The following is a 22,599-nucleotide window of genomic DNA, read 5'->3' as shown; positions in this document are numbered from 1 at the left end:
CTCGCCCGCGCCTTGGGACAAAGGACCGGCCAGCGCGGGCGCGCAGGCCGGTCAGGTCATCAGCGGCACCCTTGCGGGGTGCCGCCCGGGCCATGCCGGAGCATGGCCGCCATGGCTCGGTATTACTTGGCTTCGACGAAAATGTACTCGGCGCCGGTCGGCTGGACCGCCGCCTGCACGCGGGCGTTGTCGGCCGACTGGCCGATGAAGACGACGCGCACGCCCTTCATCGAATCCGGCGCCACGTCCTTGAACACAGCCTGGATCATGTCAGCCATCTTGCCCGAGGCCGACGAACCGAAGGCCAGCATGTTGCCCGGCTGCACGCCACGGGCCACCGCCTGGGTCGCGCTCTCGGTCTGGCGCTCGTACTTGGCCTGGAAGTCCGGGTCCGATTCCGGCGAGAGGTAGTACAGGAACGGGCTGTTGCTGATGTTGCCCATGTTCTGGATGGCCACTTCCTGCAGGTACTTCTTCCAGCCGGCATCGTCATCCTTGGACGGCGCGACCAGGGCCTGCTTGGCCTCGTCGACAGGAGCGGCCTCTTCCTTCTTGCAGGCGGTGAAGGCCAGGGCCAACGAAGCGATCAGCATCGCGCGCATGGTGGTGTTCATGGGTTTCCTCCCGGAATGGTGCGTGGTGGTGTACGTAATGGGGTGCGGGTACAGCGGGGCTTACGACTGTGCCGCCTTCGCTTCGCGGACCTTGCGCAGGGCTTCGAGCACCGCGGCCGGCACGAAGCCGGACACGTCGCCACCCAGGCGGGCGATCTCGCGGACCAGCGAGGACGAAATGAAGCTGTGCTGCTCGGCCGGGGTCAGGAACAGGGTCTCGACCTCGGGGATCAGGTGGCGGTTCATGCTGGCCATCTGGAATTCGTATTCGAAGTCGGACACCGCGCGCAGGCCGCGCAGCAGCACCCCGCCCTGCACCGAACGTACGAAATGCGCCAGCAGGGTATCGAAGCCGATGACCTCGACATTGCCGTGATGGGCCAGGGCGCCGCGTGCCAGCTGCACGCGCTGCTCCAGCGGCAGCGCCGGGCCCTTGGACGGGCTCTGCGCCACGCCGACCACGACTTTTTCGAACAGCGGCGCGGCCCGGCTGACCAGGTCGATATGACCGTTGGTGATCGGATCGAATGTGCCGGGATACACGGCAATGCGGCGGTTGGCCACGGTCATGGGCGGGTGCAGATGTTCAGATGAGGTCAAAGTGTAGCAGTGGCGCGGCGGTACAGGGCAAAGCGCACCTCGCGGGTGCCGCCCTCGCGGTGCAGCAGCCAGTCCGGCGGCAGCACCGGCACGTGGCCGGCCGGCGATTCCAGGTACAGCCAGGCATCGGCGGCCAGGTGCCGCGGCAGCTGGGCCAGCACGTCCTGCCACAGGCCATCGGCGAACGGCGGGTCGATGAAGACCAGATCGGCCTGCTGCGCCTGCGCCCCTTGCAGCCAGCGCAGGGCATCGGCCTGCACGACGGCGACCTGGCCGGAGGCCTGCAGCTTGGCCACGGCCGCGGTCAGATTGCGTCCCAGCTGCGCGTCGCGCTCGACCAGAGTGGCGTGGGCGGCGCCGCGCGAGACCGCCTCCAGGCCCAACGCGCCACTGCCGGCGAACAGGTCCAGCACCCGCGCCCCGCCCAGCTTGGGCATCAGCCAGTTGAACAGGGTTTCGCGCACGCGGTCGCTGCTGGGTCGCAGCCCCGGCAGGGTCGGCACCGGAAGGCGGGTGTTGCGCCAGCGACCACCGATGATGCGGACCTGGCCGTCATTGCCCCCACGGCCGCTCACAGGCGCCCCCGGCGGGGTTCATTCGAGAATTTCAGCATGAGCGGGATTGTAGTTCGGCCGGGCGGCGCCCGGGGACGCGCCAACGCATGCGCGCTGTCGCTCCCACGCTTCGCTGCGCGAAACGCGGGCCCCACTTACCAGCTTCCATACCCCCGCCGCTTCGCGGCCGCCCCCTGACTCAGGGGGCTCTACCCCAGACGCGATCCGATGCTCGACATACAGGCGGGGTCAGATCCGTTTTCCGTGGGAAAACGGATCTGACCCTGGATTGGATTTCGATATCTGAGAGATTTCATCCACGCATGGCGTGGATCTACTGGCTGCCAGCCAACTGTCGAAGGCGGGGCACTGTGGGTTTGCGGGGTGTGAGCGGCATGGATGCCGCGCCCAAGCCCCCAAGGGTGAGGGCGCTTTGCTTGCGAAGCACTGCTTCGCAAGCGCCCGAACGCACAGCCGCCAGCGGCTGGGCCGGACCGCGGAGCGGGGTTTACGGCGTCCCCGCAAACCCACAGTGCCCCGCCATCCCACGGAATGCCCGCTCTTGCCGTTGCTGTTGCAGTTGCGGTTGCTTCGGCCTCTGCAGGTGCAGGGCTGCAAGCCCTGCCGACCAACCCCTTGATTTCGGGACAATCAGCCATACCCCTTGGCGAGGCCGCACGCGCTGGCGCGGCATTGCACATGGAGCCCTATCGATGACCGACACCATCCAGACCGAAACCCTTGGCTTCCAGACCGAAGTCAAGCAGCTGCTGCAGCTGATGATCCACTCGCTGTACTCCAACAAGGAAATCTTCCTCCGCGAGCTGGTCTCCAACGCCGCCGACGCCGCCGACAAGCTGCGCTTCGAGGCCCTGACCCAGCCGGCGCTGCTGGAAGGCGACAGCGAACTGCGCGTGCGCGTCAGCTTCGATCCCTCCGCCCACACCATCACCATCGACGACAACGGCATTGGCATGAGCCGCGCCGAAGCCATCGCCCACCTGGGCACGATTGCCAAGTCCGGCACCGGCGACTTCCTGCGCCAGCTGTCCGGCGACCAGAAGAAGGATTCGCAGCTGATCGGCCAGTTCGGCGTCGGCTTCTACAGCGCCTTCATCGTTGCCGACGAAGTGGAAGTGACCTCGCGCCGCGCCGGCCTGGCCGCAGGCGAAGGCGTGCGCTGGACCTCGCGCGGCGAAGGCGATTTCCAAGTGGCCACCGTCGACAAGGCCGAGCGCGGTACCCGCATCGTGCTGCACCTCAAGGACGGCGAGCACGGCTTCGCCGATGGCTGGCGCCTGCGCAGCATCCTCAAGAAGTACTCGGACCATATCGGCCTGCCGATCCAGATGCCGAAGGAAGGTGGCGAAGAAGGCGCCGCGGCCGAATGGGAAACCGTCAACCGTGCCAGCGCGCTGTGGACCCGTCCGCGCACCGAGATCAGCGACGCCGAGTACACCGAGTTCTACAAGCACGTTGCACACGATCACAGCGATCCGCTGGCGTGGAGCCACAACAAGGTCGAAGGCAAGCTGGAGTACACCTCGCTGCTGTACGTGCCTGGCCGCGCGCCGTTCGACCTGTATCACCGTGATGCGCCCAAGGGCCTGAAGCTGTATGTGCAGCGCGTGTTCGTGATGGACCAGGCCGAGCAGTTCTTGCCGCTGTACCTGCGCTTCATCAAGGGCGTGGTCGATTCCAACGACCTTTCGCTGAACGTCTCGCGCGAGATCCTGCAGTCCGGCCCGGTCATCGATTCGATGAAGGCCGCGCTGACCAAGCGTTCGCTGGACATGCTGGAAAAGCTGGCCACCGACAAGCCGGAGCAGTACGCCACGTTCTGGAAGGAATTCGGCCAGGTGCTGAAGGAAGGCCCGGCCGAGGACTACAACAATCGTGAGAAGGTGGCCGGGCTGCTGCGCTTCGCCTCCACTCGTGGCGACGGCGATGCACAGACTGTGTCGCTGGCCGATTACCTCGGCCGCATGAGCGAAGGCCAGGACAAGATCTACTACCTCACCGGCGAGAGCTACAGCCAGGTACGCAACAGCCCGCACCTGGAAGTGTTCCGCAAGAAGGGCGTGGAAGTGCTGCTGCTGACCGACCGCATCGACGAGTGGCTGATGGGCTACCTGACCGATTTCGACGGCAAGGGCTTCGTCGACATCGCCCGCGGCGACCTCGACCTGGGCGCGCTGGAAACCGAAGCGGACAAGCAGGAACAGGAAGCGGCGGCCAAGGACAAGCAGGGCCTGGTCGAGCGCCTGAAGACGGTACTGGGCGATGACGTGGCCGACGTGCGCGTCTCGCACCGCCTGACCGATTCGCCGGCGGTGCTGGCCATCGGCGAGCAGGACCTGGGCCTGCAGATGCGCCAGATCCTCGAAGCCAGCGGGCAGAAGGTGCCGGACAGCAAGCCGGTGCTGGAGATCAATCCGGGCCATCCGCTGATCGCCAAGCTGGATGCAGAAGCCGACGGCGCACGCTTCGATGATCTCGGCCGGGTACTGTTCGACCAGGCCGCACTGGCCGCCGGTGACAGCCTGAAGGACCCCGGCGCCTATGTGGCGCGCCTGAACAAGCTGCTGCTGGAGTTGTCGGCCTGATCGAGGCGGTGGTCGCCGGGCATGGCCCGGCGATGCTCTGGTTGGTGCCAACCTTGGTTGGCACTTCAGCAGAGGCCAACCTTGGTTGGCGACCCAAAAGCGTGCCAACCAAGGTTGGCACCTACTCAGGGGGGCGAGCGTGTCAACCCAGGTTGAAACCCACCAAAGCCGGGCGGCTCAGACCTCCCGATCCAGCAGCGAACCCAGCATCTGGTCCTGGCGCCGTATCACCGTGGCATTGGCGGCGAAGGCCACCACCTCGGCTTTCGCCGCCAGCAGGTCCCCCAATGGCGCGCCAGCATCGGCGTCGGCAGGGGTCATCGCGGCCTGCACCCCGCCCTGCTCCGCCTCACTGCGCAGCAGTTGCAGGCGTCGGGCATCAGGAGTCGCCAGGTTGGCCACGTTGTGCGCGGCCACCTGCACGCCCTGGTGGGCCGCGCGCATCCCGCCGAGAGCGATTCCCATCACGTCGTTCATGGCGGTCTCCGGGCCGCGCTGCGCGGCCCTTCGGACCGGTTAACGGCCGGCGGGCCGCGACCTTGAGTCCACATCAGCCCGACAGGCCCGAGTGGTAGCATATCCCCCTGATTTCAGCGCCTTTTGCCAATGCTCAGTTTTTTCCGCCGCAAGAAGCCCCAGGATGCCCCCGCCACGGAGGCACCCAAGACCCAGCACTACTCGGCTGAAGAGCTGGCGGCGGCGTTCCCGTCAGCCGCCCCGGCCGAAGACGCCGCCACGATCCCGGTAGTCGAAGCCGCAGCACCGGCACCTGTACCGGAACCGGCGCCCCTCGCCGAATGGCCTGCCGTACCGGCTGCGCAGCCGGTCACCGCGCCGGAGGACGTCCAGGCCGAAGTGCTGGCTGCGGCCGCCGTGCTGGCCCCTCTGGCTCCGGTCATTCCGGTTGAGGAACCAACCGCCCCGGCCGCCGACCTGCCAGCTCTGGTGGATGCCCCGCCAGCCCCGGCCGGCAAGCCCGGCTGGCGCGAGCGCCTGCGCAACAGCGTCATCGCGCGCAGCTTCGGTGGCCTGTTCTCGCGCAATCCCAAGCTCGACGACGACCTGCTGGACGAACTGGAAACCGCACTGATCACTGCCGACGTCGGCGTGGGTGCCACTACCGATCTGGTCGAGGGCCTGCGCAAGCGCATGAAGTCGCGCGAGTTCGCTGATGCCAATGCGCTGCTGGCCGCGCTGCGCGCCGAGCTGATCGCGATCCTGCAACCGGTCGCCAAGCCGCTGGTGATCGACCGCACCGCCAAGCCCTTCGTGGTGCTCACCGTCGGCGTCAATGGTGTCGGCAAGACCACCACCATCGGCAAGCTGGCCAAGCGCTTCAAGGATGATGGCCACAGCCTGATGCTGGCCGCCGGCGATACCTTCCGTGCCGCTGCCGTGGCCCAGCTGCAGGCCTGGGGCGAGCGCAATGGCGTGGCCGTGGTCGCCCAGGGGCAGAACGCCGATGCCGCGTCGGTGGCGTTCGACGCGCTGCAGGCCGGCAAGGCACGCGGCACCTCGGTGCTGATCGCCGACACCGCCGGCCGCCTGCACACCCAGTCCGGCCTGATGAACGAGCTGGGCAAGATCCGCCGCGTGCTCGGCAAGATCGATCCCACCGCCCCGCACGAAGTGCTGATGGTGATCGATGGCACCACCGGCCAGAACGCGCTGTCGCAGCTGCGCCAGTTCAATGCTGCGGTGAACGTGACCGGCCTGGTGGTGACCAAGCTGGACGGCACTGCCAAGGGCGGCGTGGTGTTCGCACTGGCCCGCGAGTTCGGCATTCCGATCCGCTTTGCGGGCATCGGCGAGCGCCCGGAAGACCTGCGCGTGTTCGACCCGGAAGCCTTCGTCGACGCCCTGCTGCCCGAAGCGCTGGGCGCCTGATACACCGTGCAGCCACGCATGGCGTGGCTCTACTGCACCGCAACCGCAATGCAGTAGAGCCACCCTACGGGTGGCTGCCTTCCCCGGAACACCCATGCCCCGCCAGCCGCACGCCAGCGCCGACAACCCCCAGCAAGACGACTTCATCGCTCGCCTGCTGCACTGGTTCGACGACCACGGCCGCCACGACCTGCCCTGGCAGCACCCGCGCAGCCCTTACAGGGTCTGGTTGTCGGAGATCATGCTGCAGCAGACCCAGGTGACCACGGTCATCCCGTACTTCCTGCGGTTCCTGCAGGACTTCCCGACCCTGCCCGACCTCGCCGCCGCCAGCAATGACGCGGTGATGGCGCAGTGGGCAGGGCTTGGCTACTACGCCCGTGCGCGTAACCTGCATGCCGCTGCAAAGCGCTGCGTGGAACTGCACGGCGGCGACCTGCCGCGCGATTTCGATGCATTGCATGCCCTGCCCGGCATTGGCCGCAGCACCGCTGGCGCGATCCTCAGCCAGGCCTGGAACGACCCGTTCGCGATCCTTGACGGCAACGTCAAGCGCGTGCTCAGCCGCTATCACGGCATCGACGGCTTCCCCGGCCTGCCAGTCATCGAAAAGCAGCTATGGGCGATCGCCGAGGCACACGTGGCGAAGGTGCCGGCCGGTCGCATGGCCGATTACACCCAGGCACAAATGGACCTGGGCGCGTCCGTATGCAGCCGGGCCAAGCCCGCCTGCGTCATCTGCCCGCTGCAGGACACGTGCGTGGCACGCCGCGAAGGCCGCACCGCTGAACTGCCCACGCCCAAGCCCAGCAAGACCCTGCCGGAGCGCGAAGCCGTGGCTCTGCTGCTGCGTGACGCCCAGCAGCGCGTGCTGCTGCAGAAGCGGCCGGACACCGGCATCTGGGCGCAGCTGTGGACGCTGCCGCAGGCGGAGGCCGGCAGCGACCTGCAGGACTGGTTCGACGCACATGTCGACGGCTCGCTGGAAGATGCAGAGGAACTGCCGGTGCTGCAGCACACCTTCAGCCACTACAGGCTGCACCTGCAGATATTGTCACGGAAGGTGCGCGGCCTGCGCGTGGAAGAACCCACGCTGCGCTGGGTCGCCAACGACGAGCTACCCGCATTGGGCCTGCCAGCGCCGATCCGCAAACTGCTCGACGGCGCCACGATCAGGACGCCAAAACGAACTTCCAAGAAATCCCGCAACCACGAGTGAGTGCCATGCCCCGAACCGTCTTCTGCCAGTACGAACAACGCGATGCCGAGGGCCTGGACTTCGTGCCCTACCCCGGCGAGCTGGGCCAGCGCATCTTCAACAACATCGGCAAGCAGGCCTGGGCCGCATGGCTGGCGCACCAGACCATGCTGATCAACGAGAACCGGCTGTCGCCGCGCACCCCGGAGCATCGTGCGTTTCTTGAAGGCGAACTGGTCAAGTTCCTGTTCGAGAAGGACGCAGAGAAGCCGGCTGGCTTCGTTCCGGAAGCCTGACCTGCCGGTAGCGCCGGGCCATGCCCCGCGTCCAGGAATCCGCCGGGCATGGCCCGGCGCTACCCGTTTACTTCCCGGATTCCTCGCGCTCCTGCACCTGCGCCTGGCGCAGCTCCTGCTCGGACGCGCGCAGCGCCTTCACATCCAGCTTGCGGATGCTGTCGATGAAGCACGGCATGCGCGGGCCACCGGTAGGGTCGCGCACCAGCACCTTGTCGAAGCGCGCCGAAACACGATTCATCTGGCTGGTCAGGCCGATGGCGGTGGCATACGGCAGGTCCTGGCAGGGGCCTCTCAGCTCCAGCAGGTAGGCCTCGCTCGGGCGCGTCCAGACCGCCAGTGCGCTGTCGCCCAGTTCGGTCCAGCCATTGAGGGTGCCGAAGAACTGCATGTCGCTCTGCGGCGCACCGGCGTGGGCGCGGTAAAGGTCAAGCTTCTCGGCGCTGCTGAGCCGGCCGGTGGTCGCGCAGGCGACCAGGGCGAGGCAGAGGCCGGCCAGCAGGATCGGGGTCTTCATGGCGATCTCCTCGGGGAACTGTCGCCATCATGCGCCCGGGCTCGCAACGCTGGCGCGACGACCGGCAGCCCATTCAGCCGCCGGTCGGCGGCTGCTGGCCGGACCACGGTAGACGCCAACCTTGCTTGGCGCTTGCACTGAAGGAGCAGCCGACCCAGGTCGGCTTCCACCAAAGCGGGCCCAGCGCCTCAGACGTCGGCGTGGGCCAGTGCGTGCAGGCGCCCTTCCCGCAGTTCCAGCACCCGGTCCAGGCGACGCGCCAGGCTGCGGTCATGGGTCACCAGCACCAGGCTGGTATGGCGCGCGCGGTTGAGTTCAAGCATCAGCTCGAACACCGTTGCCGCCGTGCGGTCATCCAGGTTGCCGGTAGGCTCGTCGCCCAGCACGCAGGCCGGGTGATTGACCAGTGCCCGCGCCACCGCAGCACGCTGCCGCTCACCACCAGACAGCTCGCCCGGCTTGTGATCCAGGCGATGGCCGAGGCCGACCGCTTCCAGCAGCATGGTGGCCCGGCTGCTCGCTTCGGCCACCGCGGTGCCAGCCAGCAGCACCGGCATCATCACGTTTTCCAGCGCGGTGAACTCCGGCAGCAGGTGATGGAACTGGTAGACGAAGCCCAGCGCCTGGTTGCGCAGCAGGCCGCGCGCGGTGTCCGACAGCGCCGACATGCGCTGGCCGGTCACATAGACCTCACCGGCAGTGGGAATGTCCAGGCCACCCAGCAGGTGCAACAGCGTGCTCTTGCCGGCGCCGGAGGCACCGATGATCGCCACCGTTTCGCCGGCGGTCACGGTCAGGTCCAGCCCATCGAACACCGGGGTCTGCATGCGCCCTTCAGCGTAGGTCTTGCCCAGTGCTTCGGCACGGATCACTTCGTCGCCGCGGTTGAAGACCTTATTCATAACGCAGGGCCTCCGCCGGCTGGGTGCGTGCTGCCCGCCAGGCGGGATACAGGGTGGCCAGGAAGCTCATCAGCAGCGCGACCACGGTGATCGCCACCACGTCGCCCGTCTGCATGTCGGTCGGCAGGCCGGTGATGTAGTACACATCCTCCGGCAGCAGCTTGACGTTGAACACGCTCTCGATGGCGCCGAGGATGCGTTCCAGGTTGAGGGTCAGGGTGATGCCGCCGATCAGGCCAGCCAGCGTACCGAAGATGCCGATCAGCGAACCCTGCACCATGAACACCTGCATCACGCCACCCGGGGTCAGGCCGAGGGTGCGCAGGATGGCGATGTCGGCCTGCTTGTCGGTCACCAGCATCACCTGCGAAGACACCAGGTTGAACGCACCCATGGCGATGATCAGCGACAGCAGGATGCCCATCACCACCTTTTCCATGCGCAGTGAGTGGTAGAGGTTGGCATTCTGCTGGGTCCAGTCGCTTACGCGGTAGGCGCCACCGAGGTTCTGCGCAAGATCCACGCCCACCTCCAGCGAGCGGTCCATGTCGTGCAGTTTCAGGCGCACGCCGGTGGCACCGTCGCTGCGCAGCACGCGCTCCAGGTCCTGCATGTTGGCGAAGCCGACGCCGCGATCGACCTCGTTATAGCCGGCCTCGAAGAGGCCACTGACGGTGAAGCGTTTCATCCGCGGCACCGCGCCGGCCGGCGTGCCCTGCACTTCGGCAAAGGTCACCAGCACCTGGTCACCAACGTCCACGCCCAGCCAGATCGCCAGCTCCTTGCCCAGCAGCAGGTTGAAGCTGCCCGGCTTGAGGCTGTCATAGCTGCCCTTGGTGATCTTCTTGTCGATCACCGAGACGTTCGGCTCCAGCGCCGGATCGATGCCTTGGATGATCGCGCCCTGCACGCGCGGGCCGCTGATCATCGACTGGATCTCGATGTACGGTGCGGCGCCGGCCACACGCGGATCCTTCCTGGCCACGTCGACCACCCGCATCCAGTCCGGCATCGGTTCGCCGTCGCGGCTGATGGTGGTGTGCGCGGTCATCTGCAGCAGACGGCTGCGGATTTCCTTCTGGAAACCGCTCATGACGGCCAAGGTGGTGATCAGCACCGTAACGCCGAGCGCGATGCCCAGGATCGATGCCATCGAGATGAAGGAGATGAAGCCGTTGCGGCGCTTGGCACGCAGGTAGCGCAGGCCGATCGCCACGGGAATGGGTTTGAACATGCAGGCACGCCAGTCAATTCAGCTTATGGTGCCATTGACCGGGGCCGACGGGAAACGCCGCGTGCGGCCACGGCCAGTCGCAGTTCACGTCGCTGCCCGGAATCGAGCACATCGGGCCAGAACAGCAGGCGCCGGCGGCGCCGATCCTCACACCACAGCAACAACAGCCATGGGCCACGCACCACCAGCCGTGGCGTATCAACGTCCTGCCCGGCCACCTGCAGTGGTTCGGGAAGCGGCGCAAGAAGCACCTGTACGCGTGGCCTGCGCTGGCGCCAGGCCAGTTCGGCCAAGCCGACGCCCCAGGCCAGCAGCAGCGCTGGCATCAGCAGCCGCGCAGGCAGATCCGAGGCGCGCAACAGCCAGGGTGCGGCCAGCAGCACCGCCAACTGAGCGGCGGCCTGCAGCCTCGAAGGGCGCCACTCAAGGCTTGAGGGTGAGGATCTTCTGCATGAGGGGGATCGCGTGCGCATGCGGACAGGCCTCGTAGCCCATGAACCAGCGCCACAACTTATCGTCCTCGCAGTCGAGCAGGAACAGGAAAACCTCGCGCTCTTCGGTCGGCGCAGTGCGCCATTCGTGGTCGAGATAGCGCTCGAACAGCTGATCCAGCTCACGCATGCCGCGGCGGCAGCGCCAGCGCAGCTTCTTCAGCAGAACGTCTTCTTCCATCGTGCTTCTCCAGATACAGCAAAGCCACGCATGGCGTGGCTCTACTGAGGTGGTGCAGCCACGCACGGCGTGGCTCTACCAAGTACAGCCAGGCCTGATCAGGCGCGGCGTTCCATCATCAGCTTCTTGATCTCGGCGATGGCCAGCGCCGGGTTCAGGCCCTTCGGGCAGGTGCGGGCGCAGTTCATGATGGTGTGGCAGCGGTACAGCTTGAACGGATCTTCCAGATCGTCCAGGCGCGCACCGGTGTCCTCATCGCGCGAGTCGATGATCCAGCGGTAGGCCTGCAGCAGGATTGCCGGGCCCAAGTAACGCTCGCCGTTCCACCAGTAGCTCGGGCAGCTGGTCGAGCAGCAGGCGCACAGGATGCACTCGTACAGGCCGTCCAGCTTCTTGCGGTCTTCCGGCGACTGCAGGCGCTCGCGGTCCGGCGGTGCCGGGGTCTGGGTGCGGATCCACGGCTTGATCGAGGCGTACTGCGCGTAGAAGTGGGTCAGGTCCGGAACCAGATCCTTGACCACGTTCATGTGCGGCAACGGGTAGATCGGCACTTCCTTCTTGCCGCAGTCCGAGATGGCTCGGGTGCAGGCCAGGGTGTTGGTGCCGTCGATGTTCATCGCGCACGAACCACAGATGCCTTCGCGGCACGAGCGGCGGAAGGTCAGGGTCGGGTCGATCTCGTTCTTGATCTTGATCAGGGCGTCCAGGACCATCGGGCCACAGGCATCCAGATCGACCTCATAGGTATCGGTGCGCGGGTTGCTGTCGTCGTCCGGACTCCAGCGGTAGATCTTGAAGGTGCGCACATTCTTGCCGCCGTTCTTGACGGGGAAGTGCTTGCCCTTCGTGATCTTGGAATTCTTGGGGAGTGAAAACTCGGCCATGGCTGCTCTCGTTGGCTCAGGCGGCCCGCGCCCGTGGGCGCGGATTGCATGGTAGGCGGGGTCGGATCAGTACACGCGCGGCTTCGGTGGCACCACGGACACGTCGTCGGTCAACGTGTACATGTGCACCGGACGGTAGTCGAAGCTGCACTTGCCCTTCTCGTCGACGCTGACCAGGGTGTGCTTCTGCCAGTTGACGTCGTCGCGGTCCGGATAGTCCTCGTGCGCATGCGCACCACGGCTTTCCTTGCGCTGTTCGGCCGAGTTGATCGTCGCCACCGCGTTGAGCAGCAGGTTGTTCAGCTCGTAGGTCTCGATCAGGTCCGAGTTCCAGACCAGCGAGCGGTCGGAGACCTTCACGTCCTGGAACGAGTCGAAGATCTTGTCCATCTTCTCGCAGCCTTCCTTCAGCGTCTGGCTGGTGCGGAAGACCGCCGCGTCGGCCTGCATGGTGCGCTGCATGCGGTCGCGGATGACCGAGGTCGGGGTATCGCCGTTGGCGTGGCGCAGCTTGTCCAGCAGGCCCAGCGCCTTGTCGCAGGCATCGGCCGGCAGCGGCTTGTGCGCGGCGCCCGGCTTGATGGTCTCGGCGCAGCGGTTGGCCACCGCACGGCCGAACACCACCAGGTCGAGCAGCGAGTTCGAGCCCAGGCGGTTGGCGCCGTGCACGGAGACGCAGGCCGCTTCGCCGATGGCGTACAGGCCCGGCACCACGGCGTTGTCGTTGTCGCCGACCTTCTGCACCACTTCACCGTGGTAGTTGGTCGGGATGCCGCCCATGTTGTAGTGCACGGTCGGAATGACCGGGATCGGCTGCTTGTGCACGTCGACGCCGGCGAAGATGCGGGCGCTCTCGGCGATGCCCGGCAGCTTCTCGTCGATCACGCCCGGGCCGAGATGGGTCAGGTCGAGCAGGATGTGGTCCTTGTGCTCGCCGACGCCGCGGCCTTCGCGGATCTCGATGGTCATCGAACGGCTGACCACGTCGCGCGAGGCCAGATCCTTGTAGTGCGGTGCATAGCGCTCCATGAAGCGCTCGCCGCTACTGTTGCGCAGGATGCCGCCTTCACCGCGGACACCCTCGGTGATCAGGCAGCCGGCGCCGTAGATGCCGGTCGGGTGGAACTGCACGAACTCCATGTCCTGCATGGCGATGCCGGCACGCATGGCCAGGCCGCCACCGTCGCCGGTGCAGGTGTGCGCCGAGGTGGCGCTGAAGTAGGCACGGCCGTAGCCGCCGGTGGCCAGCACCACGCCCTGGGCGCGGAACAGGTGCAGCGTGCCATCGGACATGTCCAGGGCCAGCACGCCGCGGCAGGCGCCTTCGTCGTCGAAGATCAGGTCGAGCGCGAAGTACTCGATCATGAAGCGCGCATCGTGCTTCAGCGACTGCTGGTACAGGGTGTGCAGCATCGCGTGGCCGGTACGGTCGGCCGCCGCGCAGGTACGCTGCGCCGCCGGGCCTTCGCCGTACTTGGTGGTCATGCCACCGAACGGACGCTGGTAGATCTTGCCTTCGGCGGTGCGCGAGAACGGCACGCCGTAGTGTTCAAGTTCGATGATGGCCGGGATGGCCTCACGGCACATGTACTCGATGGCGTCCTGGTCACCCAGCCAGTCCGACCCCTTGATGGTGTCGAAGAAGTGGTAGCGCCAGTCGTCCTCGCCCATGTTGCCGAGTGCGGCCGAAATACCGCCCTGGGCGGCAACGGTGTGCGAACGGGTCGGGAAGACCTTGGTCAGGCACACGGTCTGCAGGCCCTTGGCGGCCAGGCCGAACGTGGCGCGCAGGCCGGCACCGCCGGCGCCGACCACGACCATGTCGTACTTGTGTTCGGTGATCTTGTAAGCGGACATCTAATCTGGATTCCTGTGTAGGTGCCTGGGCTCAGGCAACGCCGAGGGCGATGCGGCCCACCGCAAACACACTGACGATCATGCCGAGCACGGCGACGAACTTCACCGCGGTCTGCAGCACCAGGGCCAGCAGCGATTCGTGGATGTAGTCTTCCAGCACGACCTGCATGCCGAGCTGCGCGTGCCAGAACATGGCGATCAGCAGGCCGATCAGCGGCACCGCGTTCCACGGCTTGGCCACGGCGGCGGCGGCGGTCGCGTAGTCCGAGCCGAGCAGGCCCAGCACGAAGACCAGGAACCAGATGCCCAGCACCACCAGTGCGGCGGCGGTCAGGCGCTGGTGCACGAAGTGCTCGGTGCCGGTCTTGGCCGAGCCCAGGCCGCGCACGTTCTTCAACGGGGTACGGAACTTGCTCACGCGGCACCTCCGAACATCACATAGGCCCACACCAGCAGGGTGATCACCAGGCTGCCGATGACCGACAGCCAGCTGCTGCGGATGAAGGCCGGGATGCTGAAGCCGATGGCGAAGTCCTGCACCACGTGGCGGATGCCATTGCACAGGTGATAGGCGAACGACCATGTCCACGCGAACAGGAACACGCGGCCATACCAGGCCCCGGCATGGCCGGTGAAGCAGTTCCAGGACTCGGGCCCCATCATCAGGGCCAGCAGGCCGGCAGCGATGATGAGGGCACCAACAGACAGAAAGATGCCGGTGGCTCGATGCAGGATCGAGGTGGCCATCTGAATCTGCCAGCGATACACCTGAAGGTGCGGGGAAAGTGGGCGTTGTCTGGTCGCCATTCGCTGGGCTCGTTGTCTCGGCTGGGCGGCACGTGGCCGCGTTGGCTCAATGCTGATCAGAAATCGATGCAGCGTCCGTTTTTCTCCCAATCGCCATACCGCACCGGATCAAGTCCGCCGCGGCCGCCGAATTCCTCTGCCTTTTCCTGCTCCACGGGCACGGGTGCCGCAGGGACCAGCGGGGCTTCAGATTCGTCGTCGGGAGTGGGGGTTGTTTGGCCTATCATGTTCGGTCTCGCAACGCACAAATTTTAGACCTCGTTCACGTGCCTGACAACCTGCCCCCTGCTTTCGTCGGATATCCGCGCCTGCCCGGCCACCAGCTGCTGAGCCTGCAGGGCCCGGATGCGGCCGCCTTCGCCCACGCCCAGTTCAGCAGCGATGTCACCGCCCTGCCCCTGTTGCACTGGCAGTGGAGTGCCTGGCTGAGTGCCAAGGGCCGCACTCTGGCGGTGTTCCAGCTGCTCCGGCTGGCCGACGATCACGTGATGCTGGTGCTGGCCGACGGCGATGCCGATGCGATTGCGTCGCAACTGCAGCGCTTCGTGTTCCGTCGCAAGGTGAAGGTACAGGTGCGCAGCGATCTGGCAGCTGCCGGCGCCTTCACCGCACCCGAGGCCGCCAGCGGCGCGGCGATTGCGCAGGCCGCAGATGAGGGTTGGGAGCTGGACCTGGGCAGTGATGCACTGCCGCGCACCCTGCGCATCGGCAGCGCCGAAGCGTTCGCCGCCAGTTCTGAAGCCGATGAGACTGCTTTTGCCCTGGCCTGGCGCCAGGCCGACCTGCGCTACGGCCTGCCACGGCTGGAAGAGAGCCAGCGCGAAGTGTGGACCCCGCAGCAGCTGGGCCTGGACCGCCTGAATGGCTACAGCGTGAAGAAGGGCTGCTACCCCGGCCAGGAAATCGTCGCCCGCACCCATTTCCTCGGCAAGGCCAAGCGCGCGGTGCAACTGCTGCATACCGCGGCACCCGCACGTGCCGGCGATGGCGTGCAGCAGGACGGCGCGACGCTGGGCACAATCGCCAGCGTGGCCGGCGAGCTGGCGCTGGCGGTGCTGCCACTGGAGGCTGGCGACGCCGAGCTGCAGGTGGGTGATGCCATTGCGCAGCGCGTGCCGCTGCTGGATGGATTGGCGCGCTGAATCTGACGCGCCCTCATCCACGCATGGCGTGGATCTACTGACCGACCCGGTGGGTGCGGACCGTTGGCCCGCACGCCTTCGGTGAAGGAATGGTAGTGCCGGCCGCTGGCCGGCAACCATGCAGGGTTGAGGTTGCCGGCCAGCGGCCGGCGCTACCCGTTACAGGCGCTCGCCGCTCTCTGCGTTGAAGAAATGCAGGCCCTGCGGGTGGATCGCCACGCGGATGTCATCGCCCACCGCAGGCAACGCCTGCGGTGCCACGCGCATGGTCAGCGCATGCTGGCCACTGCTGAGGTTGACGAAGATCTCGTTGCCGACCGGTTCGATGCCCTCAATGCGCGCGATGAACGCGTGCGCATCATCAGCAGCAGCCGGTTGCAGGTGCTCCGGGCGCACGCCCACCGCGATCGGTTTCTGCAGCCATGCCGGATCGATCGTGGCCTGGCCCAGCGGTGCACGCCACTGGCCGTCGACCACGGTCACGCCACCGGCATCGCCCTGCAGCGTGCCACGCAGCACGTTCATCGCCGGGCTGCCGAGGAAACCAGCCACGAACAGGTTGGCCGGGCGGTCGTACAGCGCCATCGGCGTATCGATCTGCTGGATGATGCCGTCCTTCAGCACCACGATGCGCTGACCCAGGGTCATCGCTTCAACCTGGTCGTGCGTCACGTAGATCATGGTGGTGCCCAGCTTCCGGTGCAGCTGCGCAATCTCGGTACGCACGCTGTGACGCAGCTTGGCGTCGAGGTTGGACAGCGGCTCGTCGAGCAGGAACACCGCCGGCTCGCGCACCAGCGCCCGGCCCAGTGCCACGCGCTGACGCTGGCCACCGGACATCGCCTTGGGCAGCTTGTCCATCATCTCGGTCAGGCCCAGCGTCTGCGCCGCCTCGGCAATGCGCTTGTCGATGGTCGCCTTGTCATGCCCGCGCAGCTTCAGGCCGAAGGCCAGGTTCTCAGCCACGGTCATGTGCGGGTACAACGCGTAGCTCTGGAACACCATGGCGATGTCGCGATCCTTCGGCGCCACGTCGTTGACCACGCGATCACCAATGGTCAGCGTGCCACCGCTGATCTCTTCAAGGCCGGCCACCATCCGCAACAGGGTCGACTTGCCACAGCCGGACGGTCCGACCAGCACCATCAGCTCGCCATCGGCGACCTCGAAGGTGGCGTCCTTCACCGCGACCTGGCCGTTGTCATAGACCTTGCGCACACCCTGCAACTGCACTTTTGCCATATCACCTATCCGGTCCGCCCGAAGCCGGGCTGTCTTTTGGGACTGCCTCGGCCCTCCCGATGGCAGTGATGATTGCGCGCCTGCCGCATGACGGCGAGCACTGCAATCGAATACAGTTGCCCATTCTGCCATGTAAACGTTTTCACGTGGCACTATCCGATGATCGGTGCGCACCGATCTGCGTCGGCGGTTGAACGAAGGTTCCGCCGAGGTAGTGGTTTCGAATGGAACGATCTTCCGCAACACCGGAGATCGCCCCTGACGAACCTCGGACAGGCAGTTGCGCGGATGTCCCCCGAACCCCAGCCATGAAGCGATTGACAACGATGTCACCCGGATCTGAAACTCGAGCGATGCACGACACCCTCTTCCTGTTCGGTGCCACAGGTGATCTGGCCCAGCGCTACCTGTTCCCTTCGCTGCTTCGCCTGCTTGGCGACGGCCTGCTGCCGGAGGACTTCCGCATCCGCGCACTGGCCCTGTCCGGGCATGACACCGAAGCTTTCCATGACATCCTCCGGCCGCGCCTGCAGCAGGCCATGCCGATGGCCACGCAGGACGACATCGCTGCCCTGCTGCGCCGCATCGACTACCGTTCGGTGGACCTGCGCGATGTCGACTCGGTTGCCGCCGCCGTCTCCGACCTGGTACACCGCAAGTGCGTCAGCTACCTGGCCATTCCGCCGGGCCTGTACATCTCCACCTGCGAAGGCCTGGCCAAGGGCGGCGCCCTCGCCGCGCCGGCACGCCTGATGCTGGAGAAGCCGATCGGCAGCGACAGCGAGAGCGCCGAGGAAATCATCAGCACCATCGGCCAGTGGATCGACGAGGACCGCGTGTTCCGCCTCGACCACTACCTGGGCAAGGCCGCGGTGCAGAACCTGATCGCACTGCGCTTCGGCAACACGCTGCTGGAAGCGGTGTGGAACCGCAACTACATCGAATCGGTGCACATCCTGGTGGCCGAGAGCGAAGGCGTGGACGGCCGTGACGCCTACTACGCCCGCTCCGGCGCGCTGCGCGACATGGTGCAGAGCCACATCCTGCAGCTGCTGTGCATGGTGGCGATGGAACCGCCGGCCTCGCTGGAAGCCGACCGCATCCGCGACGAGAAGGTCAAGGTGCTGCGGGCCCTGCGCCCGCTCGATGCCAGGCACGCCGCGCGTGACAGCATCCGTGGCCGCTACACCGCCGGCACCATCAATGGCCAGCCGGCGCAGGCCTACCAGCCGCCGGAAGGCAGCGACGTGGAAACCTTCGCCGGTGTCACCGCGCATATCGACAACTGGCGCTGGAGCGGCGTGCCGTTCCACCTGGTCACCGGCAAGCGCCTGCCCGAGCGCACCACCCGCGTGGTGGTCACGCTGAAGCCGGTCACCCACTGGCTGTTCGAGCGCCCGCAGCGCGCGCAGGCCGCACCGAACCGCCTAGTGTTCCAGCTGCAGCCGCAGGAGAACATCGAACTGGGCCTGATGAGCAGCCTGGCCGGCCCGGAATGGGGTGCCCTGGAACTGCATCCGCTGGAACTGGAACTGTCGGTGCCGACCGGCCTGCACCGCCGCATCGCCTACGAACGCCTGTTCCTGGATGCCTTCAACGGCAACCACACGCTGTTCGTGCGCGACGACGAAGTGCGCGCAGCGTGGGCCTGGATCGACAGCGTTGCCGACGCCTGGAAGGAGGCCAAGCTGCCGCTGGAACCGTATCCTGCTGGCCAGTGGGGCCCGAGCAATGCAGGCGAGTTCCTGCCGCAGGGCGTGGACGCGCCGGACAGCGGGGCCTCGGCATGAGTGCCATCTCGCAGCCGGTGCTGGTTGCCGACATCGGCGGCACCAATGCCCGCTTCGCCCTGGCCGACACCTCGCAGGACGCGCCGCTGCTCAAGGAGAGCATCCGCGAGTACGCGGTGGCGGAATTCCCGTCGCTGGGTGATGCCGCGCGCCACCACCTGGAGCAGATCGGCGCTGCGGCCAGCCGCGGCGTGTTCGCAGTGGCCGGCCGCGTCGACGGTGACGAGGCGCGCATCACCAATCATCCGTGGGTGATCTCGCGCAGCCGCACCGCCGCGATGCTGGGGTTCGACGAGCTGCACCTGATCAACGACTTCGCCGCACAGGCGATGGCGATTTCGCTGCTGCAGCCCGAGGACGTCGTCCAGGTCGGCGGCGCCGCCTGGGTACCGGGCAAGCCGGGACAGCCGCGCAACTACGCGGTGATCGGGCCCGGTACCGGGCTCGGCGTCGGTGGCCTGATCATGCGCCACGGCCGCTGCTATCCGCTGGAAACCGAAGGCGGTCATGTCAGTTTCCCACCGGGCACACCGGAAGAAATCCGCATCCTGGAAATCCTCTCCGAGCAGTTCGGCCGCGTCTCCAACGAACGCCTGATCTGCGGACCCGGGCTGGTCAACATCCATCGCGCCGTGTGCGAGATGGCCGGCATCGACCCCGGCCAGCTGCAGCCGGTAGACGTGACCGCGCGTGCCCTGCACGGTGATCCGCAGGCAATGCGCACCGTGGACGTGTTCTGCGCGGTGTTCGGCGCCATCGCCGGCGATCTGGTACTGACCCAGGGCGCCTGGGACGGCGTGTTCCTGACGGGCGGCCTGACCCCGAAGATGCTCGATTCACTGCAGCACTCCGGCTTCCGCCAGCGCTTCGAACACAAGGGGCGGTTCTCTTCGATCATGGCGAGGGTGCCATCGCTTGCCGTGATGCATCCCCACGCCGGACTGCTGGGCGCTGCCGCCTATGCTGCCGACGCCGAACGTGACGCACCAGGAGTTGCCGCATGAGCCCCACCTTCCACGACGACCGCATCGAGTTCATCCAGCACGGCGACGCCGATGGCTGGATCGAGGCGGTGGCCGCCGAAATGGCGCAGACCCTCAGCCACGACATCAATGAGGTGGGCCGGGCCCGCATCCTGCTCTCCGGTGGCACCACGCCGGCGCCGGTATACCAGGCACTGGCCGAACTGGACGTGCATTGGGACCGGGTGGAAGTGAGCCTGGCCGATGAGCGGTGGCTGTCGCCGCAGGATCGCGACAGCAACGCCTGGCTGGTGCGCGAGCACCTGCTCAAGCGTGCCGAGGGTGCGCACTTCGATCCGCTGGTGCGGATCGGCAAGCCGCTGACGGAGTGCGTCTACACCGCCAACCTGCAGGCCCAGCACAGCCAGCCACCCAGCCTGGTGGCACTGGGCATGGGCAACGATGGCCACACCGCCTCGCTGTTCCCGGGTTCGAAGGACCTGGCCCGTGCACTGGAAAGCACCCTGCCCTATGCGGCACTGGATGCCACCGGCTGCCCGGGCGCGAACCAGTGGCCGCTGCGCATCACCCTGACCCCGCACGGCCTGCGCCAGTGCCGCCAGCGTCTGCTGCTGCTGCGCGGCAAGCAGAAGCTGCAGGTACTGCGCCAGGCACTGGACAGCAATGACCCCCAGCAGTACCCGATCCTCAATGCAATCAACCTGGAAGGCGCGCGCCTGCGCGTCCACTGGGCTGATTGATGTCGGCGGCGGCGCCACGCCGCCGCTTGCCTCTCGCCACCACGAACGCCGGTAGCCAATGAGCCTCCATCCGCAACTGCAAGCCATCACTGAGCGCGTCATCCGCCGCAGCGCGGCCTCGCGCGCCGCCTATCTGGCCGCGATCGACGCCTCCCTGCGCGAAGGCCCGTTCCGCAGCCGCCTGAGCTGCGGCAACCTCGCCCACGGATTCGCCGCCTGTGGCGGCACCGACAAGAGCCGCCTGCGCGGTGGGGTGACACCGAACCTTGGCATCATCACCGCCTACAACGACATGCTGTCGGCGCACCAGCCGTTCGAGACCTATCCCGAGCAGATCCGCCAGATCGCCCGCGAGCTGGGCGCCACCGCGCAGGTGGCCGGCGGTGTGCCGGCGATGTGCGACGGGGTCACCCAGGGCCGTGGTGGCATGGAGCTGTCGCTGTTCTCGCGCGATGTGATCGCGCAGGCGACGGCGATCGGGCTCAGCCACGACATGTTCGATACCACCGTCTACCTCGGTGTCTGCGACAAGATCGTGCCGGGGCTGCTGATCGGCGCACTGGCCTTCGGCCACCTGCCGGCGGTGTTCGTGCCGGCCGGCCCAATGACCCCGGGCATACCCAACAAGCAGAAGGCGGAAGTTCGCGAGCGCTATGCCGCCGGCGAAGCCACCCGTGAAGAACTGCTGGAAGCCGAGTCGGCCTCCTACCACGGCGCCGGCACCTGCACCTTCTACGGCACGGCCAACTCCAACCAGGTGCTGCTGGAAGCGATGGGCGTGCAGCTGCCGGGCGCGTCGTTCGTCAATCCGGGCACCCCGCTGCGCGACGCTCTTACCCGCGAAGCGACCGAACGTGCACTGGACATCACTGCGCTGGGCGATGACTTCCGTCCGCTGGGCCGGATCATCGACGAGCGCGCGATCATCAACGCGGTCATCGCGCTGATGGCCACCGGCGGTTCGACCAACCACACCATCCACTGGATCGCGGTGGCGCGTGCGGCCGGCATCGTGCTGACCTGGGACGACTTCGACGAGCTGTCGCAGCTGATTCCGCTGCTGGCCCGCGTCTACCCGAACGGCGAGGCCGACGTGAACCGCTTCGCCGCCGCCGGTGGCCCGGCGTTCGTGTTCGGCGAGCTGATCAAGGCCGGCCTGATGCATGGCGACCTGGTCAGCGTGGCCCGTGGCGGCATGGCCGACTACGCCCGCGAACCCCAGCTGCGCGACGGCCAACTGGTTTATCTGCCGGGCCTGGAACGCAGCGCCGATGACGAGGTGGTGCGTGGCGTCGACAATCCGTTCGAACACCAGGGTGGCCTGCGGCTGCTGCGCGGCAACCTGGGCAAGTCGCTGATCAAGCTGTCGGCGGTGAAGCCGCAGTACCGCACGATCGAAGCACCGGCCGTGGTGGTCGATGCACCGCAGGTGCTGAACAAGCTGCACGCCGGTGGCCTGCTGCCCGAGCATTTCGTGGCGGTGGTGCGTTACCAGGGCCCGCGTGCGAACGGCATGCCGGAACTGCATTCGCTGGCGCCGCTGCTGGGCCTGTTGCAGAACCAGGGCCGACGCGTGGCGCTGGTCACCGACGGTCGCCTGTCCGGCGCCTCGGGCAAGATTCCGGCGGCGATCCACGTGACGCCGGAAGCGGCGCGCGGCGGCCCGCTGGCGAAGGTCCGCGAAGGCGACATGATCCGGCTGGACGGCGAGGCCGGCACGCTGGAGGTGCTGGTGGACCCGGCCGAATGGGCGGCGCGTCCGCTGGCTCCGAACACTGCGCCGGCCGCGCATGACCTGGGCCGCAATCTGTTCGCGGTCAACCGTCGCGTGGTGGGCCCGGCCGACCAGGGAGCGATGTCGATTTCGTGCGGTCCGGCGGCGGCCGAGGGCGGGCCGTGGGAGTACGACGCGGAGTACGAGCTGGGGCATGATGCCGCGGCGGCGGCAGCGCCGCATGAGGCGAAAGACGCCTGAAGCGAAAAGCCGCGGCAGGCTTCCCGGCCTGGGCAGTAGAGCGCCCTGGCCGGGACACGCCGTAAACCCCCTACGGGGCCGGCCCAACCGCTGGCGGTT

The 22,599-nt window shown here is 67.0% G+C and carries 24 protein-coding genes; 9 read left to right on the top strand and 15 right to left on the bottom strand.

The window, feature by feature from the left end:
• Window positions 1-122: 122 nt before the first annotated feature.
• Genes ROV95_RS17450 through rsmD form a run of 3 tightly spaced genes read right to left on the bottom strand, consistent with a single transcriptional unit; the run spans window position 123 to window position 1,789 of the window.
• The gene (locus ROV95_RS17450) at window positions 123-614 is read right to left on the bottom strand and encodes a hypothetical protein (RefSeq protein WP_010484374.1); all 492 of its coding nucleotides are present in this window, start codon (window positions 612-614) and stop codon (window positions 123-125) included.
• Window positions 615-674: 60 nt separating this feature from the next.
• Window positions 675-1,184 carry a pantetheine-phosphate adenylyltransferase gene (gene coaD, locus ROV95_RS17445; protein ID WP_005416145.1) on the bottom strand — a complete coding sequence of 170 codons (510 nt, stop codon included), beginning with the start codon at window positions 1,182-1,184 and terminating at the stop codon, window positions 675-677.
• 26 nt (window positions 1,185-1,210) lie between these two features.
• Window positions 1,211-1,789: a 16S rRNA (guanine(966)-N(2))-methyltransferase RsmD gene (gene rsmD, locus ROV95_RS17440; RefSeq protein ID WP_171952186.1), complete on the bottom strand. Its 579-nt coding sequence runs from the start codon at window positions 1,787-1,789 to the stop codon at window positions 1,211-1,213.
• Between the two features lie 692 nt (window positions 1,790-2,481).
• Between rsmD and htpG the strand changes: the two genes are divergently transcribed.
• Window positions 2,482-4,374, top strand: coding sequence for a molecular chaperone HtpG (htpG, locus tag ROV95_RS17435; RefSeq protein ID WP_058980285.1), 1,893 nt, complete (start codon window positions 2,482-2,484; stop codon window positions 4,372-4,374).
• 177 nt (window positions 4,375-4,551) lie between these two features.
• On the opposite strand, the gene ROV95_RS17430 is transcribed toward htpG, so the two are convergent.
• Window positions 4,552-4,851, bottom strand: a complete 300-nt coding sequence (locus tag ROV95_RS17430) for a hypothetical protein (protein ID WP_021203986.1) — start codon at window positions 4,849-4,851, stop codon at window positions 4,552-4,554.
• Window positions 4,852-4,980: 129 nt separating this feature from the next.
• Here ROV95_RS17430 and ftsY point away from each other — a divergent pair, with 129 nt between their 5' ends.
• The 3 genes from ftsY (at window position 4,981) to ROV95_RS17415 (ending at window position 7,755) form a co-directional block, all read left to right on the top strand.
• Window positions 4,981-6,261, top strand: coding sequence for a signal recognition particle-docking protein FtsY (gene ftsY, locus ROV95_RS17425; RefSeq protein WP_312545484.1), 1,281 nt, complete (start codon window positions 4,981-4,983; stop codon window positions 6,259-6,261).
• Window positions 6,262-6,355: 94 nt separating this feature from the next.
• Window positions 6,356-7,480: an A/G-specific adenine glycosylase gene (mutY, locus tag ROV95_RS17420; protein ID WP_312545483.1), complete on the top strand. Its 1,125-nt coding sequence runs from the start codon at window positions 6,356-6,358 to the stop codon at window positions 7,478-7,480.
• 5 nt (window positions 7,481-7,485) lie between these two features.
• The gene (locus tag ROV95_RS17415) at window positions 7,486-7,755 is read left to right on the top strand and encodes an oxidative damage protection protein (RefSeq protein ID WP_019661206.1); all 270 of its coding nucleotides are present in this window, start codon (window positions 7,486-7,488) and stop codon (window positions 7,753-7,755) included.
• A gap of 67 nt (window positions 7,756-7,822) precedes the next feature.
• Here ROV95_RS17415 and ROV95_RS17410 read toward each other — a convergent pair whose 3' ends face one another.
• From ROV95_RS17410 to ROV95_RS17365, 10 genes are all read right to left on the bottom strand, one after another.
• Window positions 7,823-8,272, bottom strand: a complete 450-nt coding sequence (locus ROV95_RS17410; protein WP_021202024.1) for a DUF6491 family protein — start codon at window positions 8,270-8,272, stop codon at window positions 7,823-7,825.
• A 188-nt stretch (window positions 8,273-8,460) separates the two neighbouring features.
• The gene (lolD, locus tag ROV95_RS17405) at window positions 8,461-9,174 is read right to left on the bottom strand and encodes a lipoprotein-releasing ABC transporter ATP-binding protein LolD (RefSeq protein ID WP_019661204.1); all 714 of its coding nucleotides are present in this window, start codon (window positions 9,172-9,174) and stop codon (window positions 8,461-8,463) included.
• Window positions 9,167-10,408 (bottom strand): lipoprotein-releasing ABC transporter permease subunit, encoded by a 1,242-nt coding sequence (locus ROV95_RS17400; RefSeq protein ID WP_019661203.1) that lies wholly within the window; start codon window positions 10,406-10,408, stop codon window positions 9,167-9,169. Before ROV95_RS17400 ends, lolD begins: the two co-directional genes overlap by 8 nt.
• A gap of 23 nt (window positions 10,409-10,431) precedes the next feature.
• Window positions 10,432-10,881, bottom strand: a complete 450-nt coding sequence (locus ROV95_RS17395) for a hypothetical protein (RefSeq protein ID WP_021202023.1) — start codon at window positions 10,879-10,881, stop codon at window positions 10,432-10,434.
• Window positions 10,832-11,080 carry a succinate dehydrogenase assembly factor 2 gene (locus tag ROV95_RS17390; protein WP_019661201.1) on the bottom strand — a complete coding sequence of 83 codons (249 nt, stop codon included), beginning with the start codon at window positions 11,078-11,080 and terminating at the stop codon, window positions 10,832-10,834. Before ROV95_RS17390 ends, ROV95_RS17395 begins: the two co-directional genes overlap by 50 nt.
• 98 nt (window positions 11,081-11,178) lie before the next feature.
• A complete protein-coding gene (locus tag ROV95_RS17385) occupies window positions 11,179-11,964 on the bottom strand; it encodes a succinate dehydrogenase iron-sulfur subunit (protein ID WP_005409079.1) in 786 nt (261 codons plus the stop codon).
• A gap of 66 nt (window positions 11,965-12,030) precedes the next feature.
• Window positions 12,031-13,821, bottom strand: a complete 1,791-nt coding sequence (gene sdhA / locus ROV95_RS17380) for a succinate dehydrogenase flavoprotein subunit (RefSeq protein ID WP_014036803.1) — start codon at window positions 13,819-13,821, stop codon at window positions 12,031-12,033.
• Window positions 13,822-13,852: 31 nt separating this feature from the next.
• Complete coding sequence (gene sdhD / locus ROV95_RS17375; RefSeq protein WP_005409077.1) at window positions 13,853-14,239, bottom strand: succinate dehydrogenase, hydrophobic membrane anchor protein; 387 nt, start codon at window positions 14,237-14,239, stop codon at window positions 13,853-13,855.
• Complete coding sequence (gene sdhC / locus ROV95_RS17370; RefSeq protein WP_005416132.1) at window positions 14,236-14,628, bottom strand: succinate dehydrogenase, cytochrome b556 subunit; 393 nt, start codon at window positions 14,626-14,628, stop codon at window positions 14,236-14,238. Before sdhC ends, sdhD begins: the two co-directional genes overlap by 4 nt.
• A gap of 56 nt (window positions 14,629-14,684) precedes the next feature.
• Window positions 14,685-14,855 carry a DUF1674 domain-containing protein gene (locus ROV95_RS17365; protein ID WP_005409075.1) on the bottom strand — a complete coding sequence of 57 codons (171 nt, stop codon included), beginning with the start codon at window positions 14,853-14,855 and terminating at the stop codon, window positions 14,685-14,687.
• A gap of 39 nt (window positions 14,856-14,894) precedes the next feature.
• Here ROV95_RS17365 and ROV95_RS17360 point away from each other — a divergent pair, with 39 nt between their 5' ends.
• Entirely contained in the window at window positions 14,895-15,770 is an 876-nt protein-coding gene (locus tag ROV95_RS17360) for a folate-binding protein YgfZ (RefSeq protein WP_134730656.1), read from the top strand.
• Between the two features lie 159 nt (window positions 15,771-15,929).
• Here the strand turns inward: ROV95_RS17360 and ugpC are convergent, their stop codons facing one another.
• The gene (gene ugpC / locus ROV95_RS17355; protein ID WP_019661198.1) at window positions 15,930-17,012 is read right to left on the bottom strand and encodes a sn-glycerol-3-phosphate ABC transporter ATP-binding protein UgpC; all 1,083 of its coding nucleotides are present in this window, start codon (window positions 17,010-17,012) and stop codon (window positions 15,930-15,932) included.
• Between the two features lie 353 nt (window positions 17,013-17,365).
• Between ugpC and zwf the strand changes: the two genes are divergently transcribed.
• Genes zwf through edd form a run of 4 tightly spaced genes read left to right on the top strand, consistent with a single transcriptional unit; the run spans window position 17,366 to window position 22,500 of the window.
• The gene (gene zwf, locus ROV95_RS17350) at window positions 17,366-18,802 is read left to right on the top strand and encodes a glucose-6-phosphate dehydrogenase (protein WP_019661197.1); all 1,437 of its coding nucleotides are present in this window, start codon (window positions 17,366-17,368) and stop codon (window positions 18,800-18,802) included.
• Window positions 18,799-19,806: a glucokinase gene (gene glk / locus ROV95_RS17345; RefSeq protein ID WP_019661196.1), complete on the top strand. Its 1,008-nt coding sequence runs from the start codon at window positions 18,799-18,801 to the stop codon at window positions 19,804-19,806. The genes zwf and glk overlap by 4 nt, the downstream gene beginning before the upstream one ends.
• Window positions 19,803-20,525, top strand: a complete 723-nt coding sequence (pgl, locus tag ROV95_RS17340) for a 6-phosphogluconolactonase (RefSeq protein WP_312545479.1) — start codon at window positions 19,803-19,805, stop codon at window positions 20,523-20,525. The genes glk and pgl overlap by 4 nt, the downstream gene beginning before the upstream one ends.
• Window positions 20,526-20,583: 58 nt before the next feature.
• Window positions 20,584-22,500 carry a phosphogluconate dehydratase gene (gene edd / locus ROV95_RS17335; RefSeq protein WP_312545478.1) on the top strand — a complete coding sequence of 639 codons (1,917 nt, stop codon included), beginning with the start codon at window positions 20,584-20,586 and terminating at the stop codon, window positions 22,498-22,500.
• The last annotated feature ends 99 nt before the right edge of the window (window positions 22,501-22,599 follow it).

This window comes from Stenotrophomonas maltophilia group sp. msm1 (assembly GCF_032025805.1).
In the GTDB taxonomy this organism is placed as follows: domain Bacteria; phylum Pseudomonadota; class Gammaproteobacteria; order Xanthomonadales; family Xanthomonadaceae; genus Stenotrophomonas; species Stenotrophomonas hibiscicola.
Note: the sequence above shows the minus strand (reverse complement) of the source record. Positions and strands in the feature narration are given on the sequence as shown.

Bases quoted from the DNA above. Each gene is read 5' to 3' on its own strand.
- ROV95_RS17450 (WP_010484374.1), bottom strand. From the start codon at position 614: ATGAACACCACCATGCGCGCGATGCTGATCGCTTCGTTGGCCCTGGCC.
- coaD (WP_005416145.1), bottom strand. From the start codon at position 1,184: ATGACCGTGGCCAACCGCCGCATTGCCGTGTATCCCGGCACATTCGAT.
- htpG (WP_058980285.1), top strand. From the start codon at position 2,482: ATGACCGACACCATCCAGACCGAAACCCTTGGCTTCCAGACCGAAGTC.
- ROV95_RS17430 (WP_021203986.1), bottom strand. From the start codon at position 4,851: ATGAACGACGTGATGGGAATCGCTCTCGGCGGGATGCGCGCGGCCCAC.
- ftsY (WP_312545484.1), top strand. From the start codon at position 4,981: ATGCTCAGTTTTTTCCGCCGCAAGAAGCCCCAGGATGCCCCCGCCACG.
- mutY (WP_312545483.1), top strand. From the start codon at position 6,356: ATGCCCCGCCAGCCGCACGCCAGCGCCGACAACCCCCAGCAAGACGAC.
- ROV95_RS17415 (WP_019661206.1), top strand. From the start codon at position 7,486: ATGCCCCGAACCGTCTTCTGCCAGTACGAACAACGCGATGCCGAGGGC.
- ROV95_RS17410 (WP_021202024.1), bottom strand. From the start codon at position 8,272: ATGAAGACCCCGATCCTGCTGGCCGGCCTCTGCCTCGCCCTGGTCGCC.
- lolD (WP_019661204.1), bottom strand. From the start codon at position 9,174: ATGAATAAGGTCTTCAACCGCGGCGACGAAGTGATCCGTGCCGAAGCA.
- ROV95_RS17400 (WP_019661203.1), bottom strand. From the start codon at position 10,408: ATGTTCAAACCCATTCCCGTGGCGATCGGCCTGCGCTACCTGCGTGCC.
- ROV95_RS17395 (WP_021202023.1), bottom strand. From the start codon at position 10,881: ATGCGCACGCGATCCCCCTCATGCAGAAGATCCTCACCCTCAAGCCTT.
- ROV95_RS17390 (WP_019661201.1), bottom strand. From the start codon at position 11,080: ATGGAAGAAGACGTTCTGCTGAAGAAGCTGCGCTGGCGCTGCCGCCGC.
- ROV95_RS17385 (WP_005409079.1), bottom strand. From the start codon at position 11,964: ATGGCCGAGTTTTCACTCCCCAAGAATTCCAAGATCACGAAGGGCAAG.
- sdhA (WP_014036803.1), bottom strand. From the start codon at position 13,821: ATGTCCGCTTACAAGATCACCGAACACAAGTACGACATGGTCGTGGTC.
- sdhC (WP_005416132.1), bottom strand. From the start codon at position 14,628: ATGGCGACCAGACAACGCCCACTTTCCCCGCACCTTCAGGTGTATCGC.
- ROV95_RS17365 (WP_005409075.1), bottom strand. From the start codon at position 14,855: ATGATAGGCCAAACAACCCCCACTCCCGACGACGAATCTGAAGCCCCG.
- ugpC (WP_019661198.1), bottom strand. From the start codon at position 17,012: ATGGCAAAAGTGCAGTTGCAGGGTGTGCGCAAGGTCTATGACAACGGC.
- zwf (WP_019661197.1), top strand. From the start codon at position 17,366: ATGCACGACACCCTCTTCCTGTTCGGTGCCACAGGTGATCTGGCCCAG.
- glk (WP_019661196.1), top strand. From the start codon at position 18,799: ATGAGTGCCATCTCGCAGCCGGTGCTGGTTGCCGACATCGGCGGCACC.
- pgl (WP_312545479.1), top strand. From the start codon at position 19,803: ATGAGCCCCACCTTCCACGACGACCGCATCGAGTTCATCCAGCACGGC.
- edd (WP_312545478.1), top strand. From the start codon at position 20,584: ATGAGCCTCCATCCGCAACTGCAAGCCATCACTGAGCGCGTCATCCGC.